This is a genomic window from Vibrio lentus (assembly GCF_002875945.1).
Lineage (GTDB): Bacteria > Pseudomonadota > Gammaproteobacteria > Enterobacterales > Vibrionaceae > Vibrio > Vibrio apostichopi.
Genome location: NZ_MCZK01000139.1, coordinates 28,324 through 46,281 on the forward strand (window position 1 = coordinate 28,324; position 17,958 = coordinate 46,281).

The 17,958-nt window shown below is 44.7% G+C and carries 13 protein-coding genes; 3 read left to right on the forward strand and 10 right to left on the reverse strand.

The window, feature by feature from the left end:
* Positions 1-106: 106 nt before the first annotated feature.
* Positions 107-3,457, reverse strand: a complete 3,351-nt coding sequence (locus tag BCT49_RS15260; RefSeq protein ID WP_102436375.1) for a helix-turn-helix domain-containing protein — start codon at positions 3,455-3,457, stop codon at positions 107-109.
* A 280-nt stretch (positions 3,458-3,737) separates the two neighbouring features.
* Positions 3,738-4,628 (reverse strand): zinc ABC transporter substrate-binding protein ZnuA, encoded by an 891-nt coding sequence (gene znuA, locus BCT49_RS15265; protein ID WP_102436323.1) that lies wholly within the window; start codon positions 4,626-4,628, stop codon positions 3,738-3,740.
* A gap of 83 nt (positions 4,629-4,711) precedes the next feature.
* On the opposite strand from znuA, the gene znuC reads away from it, so the two are divergent.
* Together znuC and znuB are read left to right on the forward strand one after the other, a co-directional pair.
* Complete coding sequence (gene znuC / locus BCT49_RS15270; RefSeq protein ID WP_102436325.1) at positions 4,712-5,494, forward strand: zinc ABC transporter ATP-binding protein ZnuC; 783 nt, start codon at positions 4,712-4,714, stop codon at positions 5,492-5,494.
* Positions 5,494-6,279: a zinc ABC transporter permease subunit ZnuB gene (znuB, locus tag BCT49_RS15275; protein WP_102436327.1), complete on the forward strand. Its 786-nt coding sequence runs from the start codon at positions 5,494-5,496 to the stop codon at positions 6,277-6,279. Before znuC ends, znuB begins: the two co-directional genes overlap by 1 nt.
* A 175-nt stretch (positions 6,280-6,454) precedes the next feature.
* On the opposite strand, the gene sucD is transcribed toward znuB, so the two are convergent.
* The 8 genes from sucD to sdhC all read right to left on the reverse strand — a co-directional run bounded on the left by sucD (position 6,455) and on the right by sdhC (position 16,070).
* The gene (gene sucD, locus BCT49_RS15280; protein ID WP_004734209.1) at positions 6,455-7,327 is read right to left on the reverse strand and encodes a succinate--CoA ligase subunit alpha; all 873 of its coding nucleotides are present in this window, start codon (positions 7,325-7,327) and stop codon (positions 6,455-6,457) included.
* Positions 7,327-8,493, reverse strand: coding sequence for an ADP-forming succinate--CoA ligase subunit beta (sucC, locus tag BCT49_RS15285; RefSeq protein WP_004734210.1), 1,167 nt, complete (start codon positions 8,491-8,493; stop codon positions 7,327-7,329). Before sucC ends, sucD begins: the two co-directional genes overlap by 1 nt.
* A gap of 206 nt (positions 8,494-8,699) precedes the next feature.
* Positions 8,700-9,908: a 2-oxoglutarate dehydrogenase complex dihydrolipoyllysine-residue succinyltransferase gene (odhB, locus tag BCT49_RS15290; protein WP_017106130.1), complete on the reverse strand. Its 1,209-nt coding sequence runs from the start codon at positions 9,906-9,908 to the stop codon at positions 8,700-8,702.
* Positions 9,909-9,929: 21 nt separating this feature from the next.
* A complete protein-coding gene (sucA, locus tag BCT49_RS15295) occupies positions 9,930-12,746 on the reverse strand; it encodes a 2-oxoglutarate dehydrogenase E1 component (protein ID WP_102436329.1) in 2,817 nt (938 codons plus the stop codon).
* 97 nt (positions 12,747-12,843) lie between these two features.
* On the reverse strand, positions 12,844-13,557 hold the full coding sequence (locus tag BCT49_RS15300) for a succinate dehydrogenase iron-sulfur subunit (protein ID WP_009847320.1): 714 nt from the start codon (positions 13,555-13,557) through the stop codon (positions 12,844-12,846).
* A gap of 12 nt (positions 13,558-13,569) precedes the next feature.
* Positions 13,570-15,336, reverse strand: a complete 1,767-nt coding sequence (gene sdhA, locus BCT49_RS15305) for a succinate dehydrogenase flavoprotein subunit (RefSeq protein ID WP_009847321.1) — start codon at positions 15,334-15,336, stop codon at positions 13,570-13,572.
* Entirely contained in the window at positions 15,337-15,684 is a 348-nt protein-coding gene (gene sdhD, locus BCT49_RS15310; protein WP_004734215.1) for a succinate dehydrogenase, hydrophobic membrane anchor protein, read from the reverse strand.
* Positions 15,678-16,070 carry a succinate dehydrogenase cytochrome b556 subunit gene (gene sdhC / locus BCT49_RS15315; protein WP_012604532.1) on the reverse strand — a complete coding sequence of 131 codons (393 nt, stop codon included), beginning with the start codon at positions 16,068-16,070 and terminating at the stop codon, positions 15,678-15,680. Before sdhC ends, sdhD begins: the two co-directional genes overlap by 7 nt.
* Before the next feature lie 414 nt (positions 16,071-16,484).
* Here sdhC and BCT49_RS15320 point away from each other — a divergent pair, with 414 nt between their 5' ends.
* The gene (locus BCT49_RS15320) at positions 16,485-17,774 is read left to right on the forward strand and encodes a citrate synthase (RefSeq protein ID WP_004734217.1); all 1,290 of its coding nucleotides are present in this window, start codon (positions 16,485-16,487) and stop codon (positions 17,772-17,774) included.
* Positions 17,775-17,958: the final 184 nt, after the last annotated feature.

The window sequence follows — 17,958 nt, forward strand, 5'->3', positions numbered from 1 at the left end:
TCTCTATCTCTATCTCTATCTCGTATGAGCATAAAAAAGCCCCAACACGAATGTCGAGGCTTAGAGTATCTTTATCTATGTGGAAGCAGAGTGAATCCGCAGCTCACTACTCTTCGTTGTTTTCCGCAAACTTAGAGGGAGACATACCAAAGTGATGCTTAAACCTTTGGCTAAAGTAGGATGGGTCATTGAATCCAGAATCAAAGGCTACGTCTGACACTTTTTCTCCCGCGAGTAAGCGCTCACAAGCATGTTCGAGACGAACTTCATTCAAGTGTTCCTTGAATGTCTTGTGATAAGCTAATTTAAAGCGTCGTTGTAAGCTTCTCTCAGACATAAACAAATACTTCGCAGCAGTTGCTGTACCAAACTCAGCATCTGCGTAGTGTTCACTCACAAGCTGTGAAACTTTGTTTTTCCACTCTTGTTCCGCACTCACTTTCTGCTGTTCTGAGCTTGAGGTTGTGAGCTTAATCGTCTCGATTTGCTCTATGGTACTCGCCTCAAGGTTTTGCAATACTTGATATTCAATTGGCCAAGACAGCTGGACTTTATTTTGAGAATCCGAGATGAAGGCATTAAGTTCGCCACCACTTTGATTCATCAATAAGGGCAGCTTTTCAATATTAAGATCGGTTGATTTTCCACTGCTGTCATTAATCGCTGATGCCAGTTTAGGGAAAGGCATACCATGATCTCTTATCGTAACGACAAGGTGACCTTTAACCTCTTCAACCAATATCACCATACTCTGTGATTTGAAATTTCGCTTGATGATACTCGCGACCAAGCTATTAAAGATAATATCGAGATTAAAATACAGCAGCGACACATGTCGATGCTTGGTTTCTACACTGATATCCAGCTCTATTCCCGCTTTGGTTAAGTCATCCTTCCAAGCTTTGAGTACCGACTCCAAGATCAAAATCACGTCGTAACAAACCGTTCCCTCTCCCTCTTGGCTATTACTCAATTGAGCTAAACCATTTTTTAACGCTAGGATCGGAGACTTTCCTTGGTCATCATTCCAATTGGGTAGCATTACGGCAATCTGATTCACTTCATCGGACAATTCTTTCGCCGTATGAGAAACCAGTACATTTTTAACAGAGAGTTGCTTTTTGAGCTGTTGATTGGTCGTTAATAGAATCCGACTTTGATGCCTTAACTGATCGGTCTTTAAAGCGACTTGCGCTTTTAAATGTCTATTGGCAAAAGTCACATAGCGTGAACGCCAGAACACCAGAATGGTGACCACACAAATAAGGAGTATCAGGAAACTCGCGGCTGCCCAATTACTTAGATACCAAGGCTCAGCTATCGAGAAACTTTGATTAGTGGAAACAAAACGATAATGCGAGTCCTTCACCGGTTTCACTTCGAGCGTGTAGTCACCGGGAAGCAAGTGGTCTAGCGTGAGCAAGCCTCCCTCAAATTCGCTCCAAGGTTCATTGTCGTTGAGCCTATACTCCATAGCTGGAGCAAACGTCGTGGGTAAAATACCAAGCTTGAAACCAATGGAAGAGCCATAAGGTATCTCTTTTAAATCAATCGTTCTCCCGCCAAGCGATACAGTTTCTTGGTCAACACTGATCTTGCTTAATAAGGCTCGGCTATGAGGTGTCGTCGATACCAATAACTCATTAGACAATGCACTGACCACGCCATACTTAGAGCCTAAAACGAGTCTAGACGATTGATTTTCTTCACTGTAAAACAACGCACAAGCGCCCGCCGCTAATTCATTGGTGATCAAGCCAAATGGAGAACCGATGTGTTTATGCAACTGTCCATCGAGCCCGTAATAGCTGACCCCCTTAGATGATCCTAACCACACACCATTGTCATCGCTGATTAGACAATTCGGGCTGATATTGTCTTCGACAAGAGCGATCTCTTCGATGATATTGCTGTCATAAGGAATTCGGTACACACCGTAACTGCCAGCAAACCACTGAGAACCGTCCCTCGCTTGCTCAATATCGACAACTTTGCCAAATCGCTCACTCGAACGACTGAAACTGATTCTCTTATCGATAAATGAATAGAAGCCATGATCCGTACCGATGTAAACACTGCCTTGCAAGCCTATATTGAGGTCTGTAATTTTTGCGGGGAGAAACTTATCAACTAACCAATCTGTGCCGTAAGACGCTAACTGCATGGTCGGGATTGATAAAGAATACAGACTTTGTCCAGACGTCATCCACAAAATTTGGTTAGGCTGCAGAGCAAAATTCTCAACATGAACACCCTGAATCGCTCTCGGCAATTCAAGCGGCTCAGGAGCAAACGTCTGAGTATTAAAACTAAGAATGCCCTCTTCGGTGGCTATCCAGATAGAAGAACCTAAGACCTCAAAATCTTGAACGGGTTTTGTATAAACACGAATTGGAAGATCTTCACTTTGTGAATCGACCAAGTACAGGCCCATAGATGACGCGACCCAAGATAAATGTTCATCAACAGGCTGCACTTTGTTGATCACAACGCTACTCGAGTGCATCCCCATTCCGTTCAGTGGCGTTCGAGAAAAAGTCTCACTAAACAATGAAAAATAGCGAATGCCATTATTGGTCGCGACCCACATACCACCTGCATGATCATTAATCAGCGAGTATATTTTCTCACCCGGCAATGAAAAGTCTTGATTGGTCGCACGCTTGAAGTGAGTCGTTTGTCCCGTGATAAAATTGTAACTCACTAGCCCATGCTCAGTACCAATCCAATATTGGTCTGAGGTTTCAGCGAGAGATAGCACATGTGACCCCCGAACATAAGTCACTTGATCTGGGTTCGAGAGATCGACAATGACCGCGCCATTTAAGGTGCCGATGACGAGTTCACGCCGAGTGTTAGAGAAATAAACCGTTTCTATGTGATTCTTTTCCGATGCCGTGATGTGCGTAAACTCTTGTTGGTCAGAAAGATAGACACCAGCACTGGTCGCTAAGACCCACTTCGACAAGACCCACTCAGCATCGTTAATCGTAATATCACTGCTGTTGTTGTATCGGTACAACTTAAGCAGTGAATAGGTATTAAATTCTAAAGATTGAGTGTTATACGTATAGAAATTAGCGCCATCTGTGACCCAAATAAAGTCACCAGACGCACCGATATTAGCGATCTCAGCTCCGGGGCTCAAACTGAAGGCGAGTTCATTGCCGATACCAGGGCTATGTCGGTAGACCTCGTTGTCAAAAAACGTCCAAAACTCGTCATTTAGAAAAGCAACGCTTTCCGATGAAAACTGCAGAAGACTTCCCTTGCGCGGAAGTAGAGCTCGACCATCATAAAAGAGCACTTTCCCATGCACATCATGGATCCACAATCCGCCTCCCGCACCTAGATAGAGATTTTTGGCCGCAAGGAAGTTCCCCTGCGCTTGAACAGGCAAAGGATAAAAAACAGAGGGTGAGGTATTTACCGCTAATACGTTAAATGAAACGCTCATTAACATGAACATTCTTAAGATAATTTGAAACAACGTTTAATCCTGAACAGCAACAACACGTGAGGTCTCTGTCGCAATAATGTCTCATTATTGTTTACACAGAAGTTGAGTTTTTTTGTGCTTATTATTATCTTTCTATTTTAGCGGAAATTATCGAAGGAGGAAGAAGGTTTCTTGTTTGTTGGAAGGTTTTATCTTAGCGGTCACGAAAATGCCGCAAAAAGCGGCATGATTCATAAATTATCGAGAGCAAAGTAGAGTAAAAAATACTCGCTATTGATTACTTTGCACTTAAGCAGCTTGTGTAGCTGTCTGTAAGTTGTTGAAGAAAATCGAAATAACTTCCACTCTTCACCTCAACACTTGAGCCAATCGGGTCAAGTTGACCTTGTTTAGCGTTACTTCCACGCGTCACTGATTCGATTACAGCAGGTGTAAATTGCGGCTCAGAGAACACGCACTGAACATTTTCACGTACCAGCGTTTTCTTAATAGCAATTAGGCTTTTTGCACCCGGTTTACGTTCAGGGCTTACCGTGAAGTGACCTAGGTTATTCAGCTCAAACTCTTGCTCAAAATAGCCATACGCATCATGGAACACGTAGTAACCTTCGTCTTTGACTGGTGCAAGTTGCTCACGAATAGACTGTTGCTTCTCTTTCAATGCAATCAAGAATGAGTCTAGGTTCTCTTGATATGCCATTGCGTTGTCAGGGTCAGTTTCAATCAACTTAGCTGAGATGTATTTTGCTGCTACTTCAACTTGGTTGATACCTAACCAAAAATGAGGGTCGTGGCTGCCGTGATTGTGCCCTTCATGAGCATCGTGATCATGCTCTTCATGTCCGAACTCTCTCAAGTTAATACCAGGAATCTCACTGATCTGGATAACGTTCTCTTTTGAACCAATTACCTTAGTCAAGAAGGCTTCAAGGTCAGGACCAAACCAAACAACCATATCCGCACCATGAACTTTTTTCACATCAAATGGCTTAAGTGCATAATCGTGCGGCGAAGCGTTGCTGTTCATCAACACACCCGGTTCACTAACGCCTTGCGTTAATTCCGTCACAATCATTTGAATTGGTTTAAAACTTGTTAAAATAGTATTGGCACTTGCAACACTTGGCGCTAAAAGCAAAGTAGCAAGTATAAAAGATGAACGTGACATAATCCCTCGATAATAGAAAAGTAGCTTAGGCTTGAGGTAAATGTTACATTATAACATTAGCGAATTGCAAATGAGTTCTATTCATGGATAACTTAATCCAACTAGATTCTGTGAACGTCGAATTTGACGGTCGAAAAGTTTTAGACAACATCTCTCTAAATTTAGAGCGTGGCAGAATCACTACCCTAATTGGGCCAAATGGCGCGGGAAAATCAACCTTAGTTAAGGTACTACTAGGGCTCCAGCACAAATATTCAGGAAAGATCACCAAATCAAAAAAATTAAAAATTGGTTACGTTCCTCAAAAGCTAAAGCTGAACGATTCTCTGCCTCTCAATGTGGAGCGTTTCCTTAAGCTCACCGGAAAGTTCAGCAAACAAGAAATTCTAGAATCTTTGATGCTAGTAGGTGCTGAGCACCTAATGAAAAGTAACATGCATCAACTGTCTGGTGGCGAAAACCAACGCGTGCTGATCGCTCGCTCTCTTTTGAAAAGACCCGACCTGCTCGTTCTTGATGAACCCGCACAAGGTGTTGATGTTCAGGGACAAATAGATCTTTACGACCTGATAGATTCCATTCGTCACCGTTTTGGTTGCGCTGTCTTTATGGTTTCACACGACTTGCATTTAGTAATGGCAAAAACAGACGATGTGATCTGTTTGCATCACCATATCTGTTGCTCGGGCGCACCGGCTGATATCAAACACCACCCTTCTTATATCGCCTTGTTCGGTACTGCGGTTCAAGAAAGTTTGGCTTTCTACCACCACCAACATGACCACCATCACCATGACCTGGCAGGCCAGCCAGTTTCCGGGGATGTGCACGACTGCTCCAACCATAAACACGGACACCACCACTAATGCTTGAGTTTCTTTTACCTTCTATTCTTGCAGGCTTAGGCATTGCTCTTATTGCTGGTCCACTGGGTTCGTTCGTGGTTTGGCGCAAGATGGCTTACTTTGGTGACACCCTTGCACACGCCTCTCTAATGGGCTTAGCGCTTGGTTTCTTATTCAATATTAACTTGTACTTAGCACTGCTGATTTGTTGTTTGATGCTGGCGGTGTTGCTGGTTACGTTACAAAAGCAAAAGCTGGTCGCGACCGATACCCTACTCGGTATTTTGGCGCACAGTGCACTCTCATTAGGTCTTGTAGCAGTCAGCTTCTTAGACAATGTTCGTGTTGACTTGATGAGCTACCTATTTGGTGACTTGCTTGCGGTATCGCCAACGGATTTAGTGTTTATCTATGCGGGTGCTGCTGTGATTGGGGTGGTATTAGCTATCTTTTGGCGACCACTATTATCAACGACCGTTAACGAAGATCTCGCGGCGGTTGACGGCATTAACATTGATTTAATGCGTCTTATTTTGATGTTACTTGTGGGTATCGTAATTGCGGTAGGTATGAAGTTTGTTGGTGCGTTAATCATGACATCACTACTCATCATTCCTGCAGCAACGGCAAGAAAGTTCGCCAATACACCCGAACAAATGGCATTCCTTGCATCGATAATTGGTTCTATCGCTGTGTTCGGAGGATTGAGCTTGTCATGGTTCTACGACACACCAGCCGGACCTTCTGTTGTTATCAGTGCTGCGGCAATGTTTATGTTGTCTCAAATGTACAGAACCCGCGCCTAAAGAGAAAAGTCGGAGTTCATTCTGACTTTTAAAAACCAACCGTTGATGCGGCAGTCGTTTACAAAAGAATCGTTATACAAAGTAATCAGTTACAAAAGAAAAAGGCTTGGTCAATGACTAAGCCTTTCTTATATCGTTCAGTTAGCTTCTATCTCATTCGATAAAAGCCAGCTGATTACCAACCCGTGATTTCACGTAGGCCTTTACCGATGTCAGCAAGAGACTTAACAGTCTTAACGCCTGCTGCTTCTAGTGCTGCGAATTTATCTTCAGCAGTACCTTTACCGCCAGAGATGATTGCGCCAGCGTGGCCCATACGTTTGCCCGGAGGAGCAGTAACACCAGCGATGTAAGATACAACTGGCTTAGTTACGTTTGCTTTGATGAACTCAGCAGCTTCTTCTTCCGCAGTACCACCGATCTCACCAATCATTACGATTGCTTCAGTCTCTGGGTCTTCTTGGAAAAGTTTTAGGATATCAATGAAGTTTGAACCTGGGATAGGGTCACCACCGATACCAACACATGTAGACTGACCAAAGCCTTCATCTGTTGTTTGCTTAACTGCTTCGTACGTCAGAGTACCTGAACGAGATACGATACCTACTTTACCCTTCTTGTGGATATGACCAGGCATGATACCAATCTTACACTCGTCTGGAGTGATAAGACCTGGACAGTTAGGACCAATCATGCGAACGCCAGTTTCTTCTAGCTTCACTTTAACGTCGATCATATCTGTAGTAGGGATACCTTCAGTGATCGTTACGATCAGTTCGATACCTGCATCAATCGCTTCTAGGATTGCATCTTTACAGAAAGGTGCTGGTACGTAGATAACTGTTGCTGTTGCGCCAGTCACTTCTACTGCTTCACGTACTGTGTTAAATACAGGAAGGCCTAGGTGAGTTTGACCACCTTTACCAGGTGAAACACCACCAACCATTTGCGTACCGTATGCGATAGCTTGGTCTGAGTGGAATGTACCTTGACCGCCAGTGAAACCCTGACAGATTACTTTAGTGTCTTTGTTAATTAATACAGACATTATTTAGCCTCCGCAGCAGCAACAACTTTCTGAGCAGCATCTGTTAGAGATACAGCAGCAATGATATCAACATCAGAATTAGCAAGTACTTCGCGACCTAGGTCTGCGTTGGTACCTTCCAGGCGAACAACTACAGGAACTGTTACGCCAACTTCTTTAACTGCGCCAATAATACCTTCAGCGATCATGTCACAACGAACGATGCCACCGAAGATGTTTACTAGTACTGCTTTAACATTGTCATCAGAAAGGATGATCTTGAATGCTTCAGCTACACGCTCTTTTGTTGCGCCGCCGCCTACATCAAGGAAGTTTGCTGGCTTGCCGCCGTGTAGGTTTACGATATCCATCGTACCCATAGCAAGGCCTGCACCGTTAACCATACAGCCAACGTTGCCATCAAGTGCTACGTAGTTCAGTTCCCACTGAGCTGCGTGCGCTTCGCGCTCGTCTTCTTGTGAAGGATCGTGCATTTCACGAAGCTTTGGCTGACGGTACATTGCGTTTGAGTCAATGTTGATCTTGCCGTCTAGACAAAGAAGGTTACCTTCATTTGTAATAACAAGCGGGTTAATTTCTAGTAGAGCTAGGTCGTACTGAGCGAACATTTCACCAAGACCCATGAAGATCTTAACGAACTGTTTAATTTGATCGCCAGCTAGGCCAAGTTTGAATGCCAGTTCACGGCCTTGGTAAGCTTGAGGGCCAACTAGAGGATCGATCGCAGATTGGTGAATCAACTCTGGAGTTTCTTCAGCGATTTTCTCAATGTCCACACCGCCTTCAGTTGACGCCATGAATACAATTTTGCGAGTTGCACGGTCAACAACAGCACCTAGGTAAAGTTCGTTAGCAATGTTCGATGCTTCTTCAACTAGGATCTTAGTTACAGGCTGACCATTAGCGTCTGTTTGGTAAGTCACTAGGTTTTTGCCTAGCCACTTTTGTGCAAACTCTTTAACGCCTTCTTTAGTGTCATGTAGCTCTACGCCGCCCGCTTTACCGCGACCACCAGCGTGTACTTGACACTTAACGACTTTCTTGGCTGTACTGATACGGCCTGCAGCTTCGAAAGCTTCTTGTGCTGTATCACATGCGAAACCTTCTGGTACAGGCAAACCGAATTCTGCAAACAGCTGTTTGGCTTGGTATTCATGCAAATTCATTTTGATATTCCGTTTATTTTCCCTTAAGGGATTATTATTTCCATAACGACACAGTTTCCTGTGGTACGTCTGTAGGGTCTTCTCAAATCAACTGTTGTCCATTTTCTAATGGCTTTACAGTTCAATTGAAGGCCAGACGTTGAGCAGCCTAGCCTTTGAAACTTTTTACGTCTAGCTAACTGGGTTAACTAGACGTTTTAGAGATACTAAACGTCTAATAGCAGACGTGCAGGATCTTCTAGAAGCTCTTTGATTGTCACTAGGAAGCCAACTGATTCACGGCCATCGATTAGACGGTGATCGTAAGAAAGCGCTAGGTACATCATTGGTAAGATCTCAACCTTGCCATCAACAGCCATTGGACGATCTTGGATTTTGTGCATACCCAAAATTGCCGCTTGAGGCGGGTTGATGATTGGCGTAGACATTAGAGAGCCAAATACACCACCATTCGTGATAGTGAAATTACCTCCCATCAGCTCATCAACAGTTAGCTTGCCGTCACGGCCTTTGATTGCTAGCTCTTTGATGCCTTTTTCGATGTCAGCGAAACCTAGTGTGTCACAGTCTTTCAGTACTGGAGTCACTAGACCACGTGGCGTTGATACTGCCATGCTGATGTCGAAGTAGTTGTGGTAAACGATATCTGTACCATCAATAGAAGCGTTAACTTCAGGGAAACGTTTCAGCGCTTCTGTTACTGCTTTCACGTAAAAAGACATGAAACCAAGACGCGTATCGTGACGCTTCTCGAATTGGTCTTTGTACTGCTTACGAAGATCCATGATTGGCTTCATGTTCACTTCGTTGAAAGTAGTCAGCATCGCTGTGCTGTTCTTCGCTTCTAGAAGACGGTTTGCAACTGTCTTACGTAGGCGAGTCATTGGCACGCGTTTTTGGCTGCGAGCTGCTGCTGGCGCTTCAACTACAGGTGCAGATGCTGCTGCCGGAGCCGCTTTCGCTGCTGCTAGATGTGCGTCGATGTCTTCACGAGTAATACGACCACCAACACCAGTGCCTTTAACGTCAGCTGGTTGTAGGTTGTGTTCTGCAAGAAGACGACGAACAGCAGGGCTTAGTGCGTCATTGCTTTCTTCTGTAAGTGCCGCTTTGTGGCGCTTATCAGGAGAAGCTTCTGTATCTTCAGTCGTGTCTTTCGTTGGTTCACCAGCGACAGCACCAGGTTTGATTTTCGCAAGAAGCTGCTTAGAAAGTACCGTAGCACCCTCTTCTTCAATGATAGCTTCCAGAACACCCGCTTCAGGAGCCGGCACTTCTAGAACTACTTTATCTGTTTCGATGTCTACAATGACTTCATCACGTGCAACGGCTTCGCCTGGTTTTTTGTGCCAAGTCGCTACTGTTGCATCAGCCACAGATTCAGGTAAATCTGGAACCAGAATTTCAATTGTCATGTCTGTATTTTCCTTTTACTTCTAGTTCTTAAGTAGGGTCAAAGCGTCGTCTACTAACGCTTTTTGTTGTTTCAAGTGTACCGACATATAGCCAACAGCTGGTGACGCTGATGCAGGACGACCTGCGTATTGAATATCAGCACCCACTGGGATAGCAGCTCGGAAATTATGTTGGCTACTGTACCAAGCACCTTGGTTTTGTGGCTCTTCTTGACACCAAACGTAATCGACTACATTTGTGTATTGAGCGATTGCAGCTCTCACGTCCTCGTAAGGGAACGGGTAAAGTTGCTCAATACGTACAATAGCGACATCGTCTTGCTCGTTCTTACGTCTTTGGTCAAGAAGGTCAAAGTAAACCTTACCTGAACAGAACACGACGCGTTTTACGTTCTCAGGAGCCAGATCATCAATTTCTGCGATAGCTGGTTGGAACGTACCGTCTGCAAGATCTTCAAGAGAAGACGTACACAGAGGGTGACGAAGCAATGACTTAGGTGACATTACAATCAATGGACGACGCATTGGTCTAACGACCTGACGACGAATCATGTGGTAAACCTGAGCTGGCGTTGAAGGAACAACAACCTGCATGTTTTGTTCAGCACATAACTGAAGGTAACGTTCAAGACGAGCAGAAGAGTGCTCAGGGCCTTGACCTTCATAACCGTGAGGAAGCAGCATGGTTAGGCCACATAGACGTGCCCACTTTTGCTCACCTGACGAGATAAATTGGTCAATAACAACTTGCGCACCATTTGCGAAGTCACCAAATTGTGCTTCCCAAAGGGTTAGACCGCTTGGCTCTGCTGTTGCATAGCCGTACTCAAATGCCAACACAGCTTCTTCTGACAATACCGAGTCAAACACTTGGAATGGCCCTTGTTTGTCATGAATGTTCGCCAGAGGAACATACGTGCTTGCGTCAGTTTGGTTATGAAGTACTGAGTGACGGTGGAAGAACGTACCACGACCTGAATCTTGGCCAGAAATACGAATACGCTTTCCGTCATCAACAAGCGTTGCATACGCCAGTGTTTCCGCCATACCCCAATCGACTTGTTTCTCACCATTAATCATGGCAGTACGATCGTTGTACAGTTTATTTACACGGCTTTGAAGCTTGTGACTATCAGGGTACTGACAAATTTTTGAACCCAGCTCTTTCAGACGCTCGATATCAATTTTGTTGTCCCATTCGATGTTCCAGTCATGACCTAGGTATGGAGACCAGTCAACAGAGTGCATGGCCATTGGGCGCCACTCTTTAACTACAACTTCACCGTGATCAAGAGCATCGCGGTATTCGTTAACGAGTTGAGTTGCCGTATCAATACCAAATTCTCCGCGCTCCATCAGCACATCAGCGTATAGCTTACGTGGTGTTGGGTGCTTCTTGATTTTTTGGTACATCAAAGGTTGAGTTGCATTCGGCTCATCGGCTTCGTTGTGACCGTGGCGACGGTAACAAACCAAGTCAATAACAACATCACGTTTAAATGTATTACGGTAATCCAGCGCTAGACGAGCAACAAAAGCAACCGCTTCTGGATCATCTGCATTTACGTGGAAAATCGGAGCCTGAACCATCTTAGCGATGTCAGTACAGTACATTGTAGAACGAGTATCGCGAGGGTTAGAGGTTGTGAAACCAACTTGGTTATTCACAACGATACGAACCGTACCACCCACACAAAAACCACGAGCAAGTGACATGTTAAATGTCTCTTGTACAACCCCTTGGCCTGCAATTGCAGAATCGCCATGGATAGTGATTGGTAGTACTCGGCTGCCATCATTATCGTCTAAGCGATCTTGACGTGCGCGAACCGAACCAATAACTACTGGGTTTACGATTTCTAAGTGTGACGGGTTAAATGCTAATACTAAGTGAACATTCCCACGTGGCGTAGCGAAGTCAGCAGAGAAACCTTGGTGGTATTTCACATCACCGGTTCCCCATGTGTCGTCGTGCTTATCCGCAAATTCGTCAAATAGGTCTTGTGGCTTTTTACCAAGCACGTTGACCAACATATTTAGACGACCACGGTGAGCCATACCAACAACAACTTCACGCATGCCTTGACCACCAGCGTGACGAATAATTTCCTTCGTCATTGGGATCAACGCATCACCACCTTCCAATGAGAAGCGTTTTGCGCCAGGGAATTTAGCACCAAGATAGCGCTCAAGACCTTCAGCAGCAGTTAGCTCTTCTAGGAAAGCTTGCTTTTCTTCTTTATCGAAAGAGGGTTGACCAGAAACAGACTCTAAACGTTGTTGAATCCAACGCTTTTGCTCTGTGTTAGTCATGTGCATGTATTCAGCACCAATCGAACCACAATAAGTTTGCTTTAAAGATTTGTACAAATCTCTAAGCACCATCGTCTCTTGGCCAATAGCGTAAGAGCCGACGTTAAATGTCTCATTGAGGTCATCTTCGGTAAGAGTGTGGAAAGAAGGATCCAGTTCAGCGACTGTATCTCTTTTCCATAAACCTAGGGGGTCTAGGTTTGCTGCTTGATGCCCTCGGAATCGATAAGCATTAATCAGTTGCAGAACCTTTACTTGTTTCGCATCGACATCAGGATCACTAACTTGGACACTGTAATGCTTTGTTTCTTGAGCGAGTCGACGGAAGTATTCACGAACGCGAGAGTGTGGTTGTTCCACCGCTTCTGAAGCTTGCACAGGCAATTCTTCAAATACGCTTCTCCATTCGTCACTTACCGAGTCGGGGTCACTTAGATACAGTTCGTAGAGTTCTTCTACGTACGTTGCATTGGCGCCAGCCAAGTGTGAAGACTCGAGCCATGCCTTCATCACGCCGTTGTGCATATTTTCCCTTAACCAGTAGTTTTCACGTTTGCTGCGGTCTATGCCGAGCTATTAAAAGGCCGCCCCAAAACTTCTAGGGCGGCAATTTTTATATAACTTAAACCGAACGATTCACGAGCATGGTCTTGATGTGACCAATCGCTTTCGTCGGATTTAATCCCTTAGGACAAACACTTACACAATTCATGATGCCATGGCAACGAAAAACGCTAAATGCATCATCAAGATCGGACAGACGTTCGTCTGTCGCCGTATCTCGGCTATCTATTAGCCAACGGTATGCTGCAAGTAGGCCAGCTGGTCCGATGAATTTATCTGGATTCCACCAGAATGATGGGCATGAAGTCGTACAACATGCACACATAATACATTCATACAAACCATCTAAATGAGCACGCTCATCAGGGCTTTGTAGGTTTTCACGAGCCGGTGGCACATTGCCATCAGACACTAAGAACGGCTTAACTTTTTCGTAGTTATCGTAGAACTGAGTCATGTCTACGATTAAATCACGCACAACAGGCAAACCTGGAAGTGGGCGAATTACGATCTTATCTTGGCCAGAAAGTGCAGACAGCGGCGTGATACACGCCAATCCGTTTTTACCATTCATGTTCAAACCATCAGAACCACATACACCTTCACGGCATGAACGACGGAATGAAATCGTTGGATCTTGCTCTTTCAAAAGAATAAGCGCGTCCAAAAGCATCATGTCAGAGCCTTCTTCCACCTCTAGGGTGTACTCTTTCATGTAAGGCTTCTGGTCCACATCGGGGTTGTAACGGTATAAAGAGAAATTCAGTTTCATGGTCATATCTCCTTAGTACGTACGTGCTTTAGGCGGGAATGCTTCACGATGGATAGGTTCCATGTTCACGCCACGCTTAGTCATACTTTCTGATTCAGGGTTGTAAAGTGAGTGGCATAGCCATTGCTCATCATCACGATCTGGGAAGTCAAAACGAGCATGTGCTCCTCGACTCTCTGTACGGAAGTTTGCTGCAACCGCGGTTGCGAATGCCGTTTCCATCAAGTTTTCAAGCTCTAAACACTCAATACGTTGCGTGTTGAACTCAGTCGACTTGTCTGAAAGGTGTGCGTTCTTAAGACGCTCACGAATCACTTTCAGCTCTTCTAAGCCGTCAGCCATCGCTTTACCTTCACGGAATACAGAGAAGTTGTTCTGCATACATTGCTGAAGATCTTTACGAATTACCGCAGGGTCTTCACCGTCAGTACTGTTTTCCCAACGATTGTAGCGCTCTAGTGAACGTTCAATGTCGGCTTCAGTTGCAGGTTTTGCTTCAGCTTGTTTGTTCAAAGTCTCACCAAGGTGAAGACCTGTCGCACGACCGAACACAACCAAATCAAGTAGCGAGTTGCCACCTAGACGGTTTGCGCCGTGTACTGATACTGAAGCGATTTCGCCACAAGCGAATAGACCTTGAATTTCAACGTCTGTACCGTCTTCAGTTTGTTTGATTGCTTGACCAGAAACCTGCGTTGGAACACCGCCCATCATGTAGTGACACGTTGGGATTACAGGAATTGGTTCTTTAACAGGATCAACGTGAGCGAAGGTACGAGAAAGCTCACATACACCCGGTAGACGAGATTCAAGCGTCTCTTTACCTAGGTGATCAAGTTTCAGCTTGATGTGTGGACCCCATGGACCATCACAACCACGACCTTCACGAATCTCAACCATCATCGAACGAGCTACAACATCACGACCTGCCAGATCTTTAGCATTCGGAGCATAACGTTCCATGAAGCGCTCGCCGTCTTTATTGAGAAGGTAACCACCTTCACCACGACAACCTTCTGTAACCAAAACACCTGCGCCAGCGATACCCGTTGGGTGGAACTGCCACATTTCGATGTCTTGCATTGGAACGCCAGCACGAATCGCCATGCCAACACCATCACCAGTGTTGATGTGAGCATTGGTTGTTGATGCGTAAATACGACCAGCACCACCAGTAGCAAGGATTGTTGCCTTCGCTTTGAAGTAGCAAACCTCACCCGTTTCCATACAAAGCGCGGTAGTACCTAAAATTGCACCATCTTCGTTTTTAACAAGATCCAGTGCATACCACTCAGAGAAAACCGTCGTTTTGTGTTTAATGTTTTGTTGGTAAAGCGTGTGTAGCAGTGCGTGACCAGTACGGTCGGCTGCAGCTGCGGTACGAGCCGCTTGCTCACCACCAAAATTCTTAGATTGGCCACCAAACGGACGTTGGTAAATACTGCCGTTATCAAAGCGAGAAAATGGAAGACCCATTTTTTCTAATTCGATAACCGACTCAGGGCCATTTTTACACATGTACTCGATAGCATCTTGGTCGCCGATGTAATCGGAACCTTTTACCGTATCGTACATGTGTTGTTCCCAGTGATCTTCATGCGCATTACCAAGAGCAACGGTGATACCACCTTGCGCAGATACAGTATGAGAACGAGTTGGGAAAACTTTAGAAAGCAACGCACAAGATAGGCCTTGCTCAGAAATTTGTAGCGCGGCGCGCATACCAGCACCACCAGCACCGATTACTACAGCATCAAACTCACGAACAGGAATAGTCACTTACGCACCCCACAAAATAAACAGACCAGAGAAGAAATATCCTAGAAGAACCGCAACAACACCGACTTGAAGACCAACGCGCAATTTTGCACATTTGATGTAGTCAGTTAGTACTTGCCACAAGCCGATCCACGCGTGAACCAAAATTGAAGTAAGCGCTAACATGGTGAAGACTTTAGTGAAAGTACCACCAAAGAATTGCGTCCAAGATGCGTAAGAAATATCACCTGAGAAAGCACAGAAGCTCACTAGGTAGATAGTGTAAAGCGTCATAATGATGGCTGTTGCACGAATCAATAGATAATCATGCACACCATTACGACCAAAAGTAGAAACGTTGTTTACCATACTAAGATCCCCGCTAGTAGAGACAATACCGCTGTTGCTGCGAATGCAACCTTTGCGCTCTTAGCGCCAGATTCCAGCTCTTCAAAGTGACCAAGGTCCATAAGAAGGTGACGAATACCACCAGCAATGTGGTAAGCCAAAGCGGTTAAAATGCCCCACAGAATAAACTTCACGAAGAAACCGTCGACAATGTCGCTAGCTTCCATAAAGCCTACAGGGGAAGAGAGGGAAATGGATAGTAACCAAAGCAGAATTCCGATCGCAACAAAAGTAATCACCCCAGACACACGGTGTAGGATGGAAGCTATTGCTGTGATAGGAAAGTGGATGGTCTGTAAATCTAAATTAACAGGTCTTGTCTTTCTTTCTTTCACGGGCTCGCTCACTCAGCTCCATTGAGCATGATGGTCATTAAATAACCTTATGTATTGTTATGGACAAAATTTGATTGCAAACCTTCAAAATTTAACATTAACTTAACAAATAACGTAAGTTGAGCCTTAGATAATTGTAAAATAATTGTTAACCGCCAGGTTTCTGAAGACACCTCACATTTCTTCTTAGCCTTGCATTTATAAGGTTTTAACCAAACTTTTCAGCGCCACTATACGGCTGGCAACATTCTAATACAATTGATGCAACAAATAATGCTACACAGAACAGATTTTTAACGAATTTAATGTAAAAAACACTAACAAGTGCACACAAAGCTGCAGAAAAATTGACTTTCTCACGTAAGACCAGTAAAAAAATGGCACATAAACATCCTGGACGGATTAATAATAACAAAGGAGATTGTTATGGCGGATAAGAAAGCTACCCTTCATATTGAAGGTCAAGCACCGATCGAATTGCCGATTACAGAAGGTGTACTTGGTACTCCAGTCATCGACGTTCGTACACTAGGTTCTAATGGTTTTTTCACTTTTGATCCTGGTTTTCTTGCCACTGCATCTTGTGAATCGCAAATAACTTATATTGACGGTGGAAAAGGTATCCTTCTACACCGTGGTTATCCAATTGATCAACTGGCCAATAACGCTGATTACTTAGAAGTTTGTTACATTCTTTTATACGGCGAAGCTCCTTCTCGAGCTCAATACGAAGAGTTCAAGACGACTGTCACGCGTCACACCATGGTTCATGAGCAAATTGCTAGTTTCTTCCACGGCTTCCGCCGTGATGCTCACCCAATGGCTGTTATGTGTGGTGTGGTAGGTGCGCTTGCTGCGTTCTATCATGATTCATTAGATGTTAATAACGACACACACCGTGAAATTGCGGCATACCGCCTAATTTCAAAAATGCCAACACTGGCTGCAATGTGTTACAAATATTCTATCGGTCAACCGTTTATCTACCCGCGCAATGACCTAGGCTACGCAGAAAACTTCCTACACATGATGTATGCAAACCCATGTGAAGAATATGAAGTAAACCCTGTTGTTGCTCGCGCAATGGACAAAATCTTTACGTTACATGCTGATCACGAACAGAACGCTTCAACGTCAACAGTTCGTTTAGCAGGTTCTTCGGGTGCAAACCCATTTGCTTGTATTGCAGCTGGTATCGCGTCTTTATGGGGCCCTGCTCACGGCGGTGCTAATGAAGCTTGCCTAATGATGCTTGAAGAGATCGGTAGCGTAGACAACATTGAAGAATACGTAGCAAAAGCAAAAGACAAAGATGACCCATTCCGCCTAATGGGCTTTGGTCACCGTGTCTACAAGAACTACGATCCACGTGCAACGGTAATGCGTGAAGCGTGTCACGAAGTACTGAAAGAGCTGAACATTCAAGATCCACTACTTGACGTAGCAATGGAACTTGAGCGCATCGCTCTTTCTGATGAGTACTTTGTCTCGAAGAAACTATACCCGAACGTAGATTTCTACTCAGGTATCATTCTGAAAGCGATCGGCATTCCTGTATCAATGTTCACAGTAATCTTCGCGATGTCTCGTACTATCGGTTGGATTGCACACTGGAACGAAATGCACAGCGATCCGACGAACCGTATCGGTCGTCCTCGTCAGTTGTACACTGGTGAAGAACAACGTGATTTCCAAGCTCTACACGAGCGCGAATAGTAAGGTTTCGACTTTTCTAATCGATTGAAATCAAAAAGGGTTGATGTATTAGCATCAACCCTTTTCTTTTATATGCTCTCGACTCCGTCATCCTCAAGAGTGAGTGACGAGCGAGTTGGGGATCTCATTAATTGTATCGACAAGCTTTTAGAGATTCCCTACTCCTTCCTTCGTCAGTCTAGGG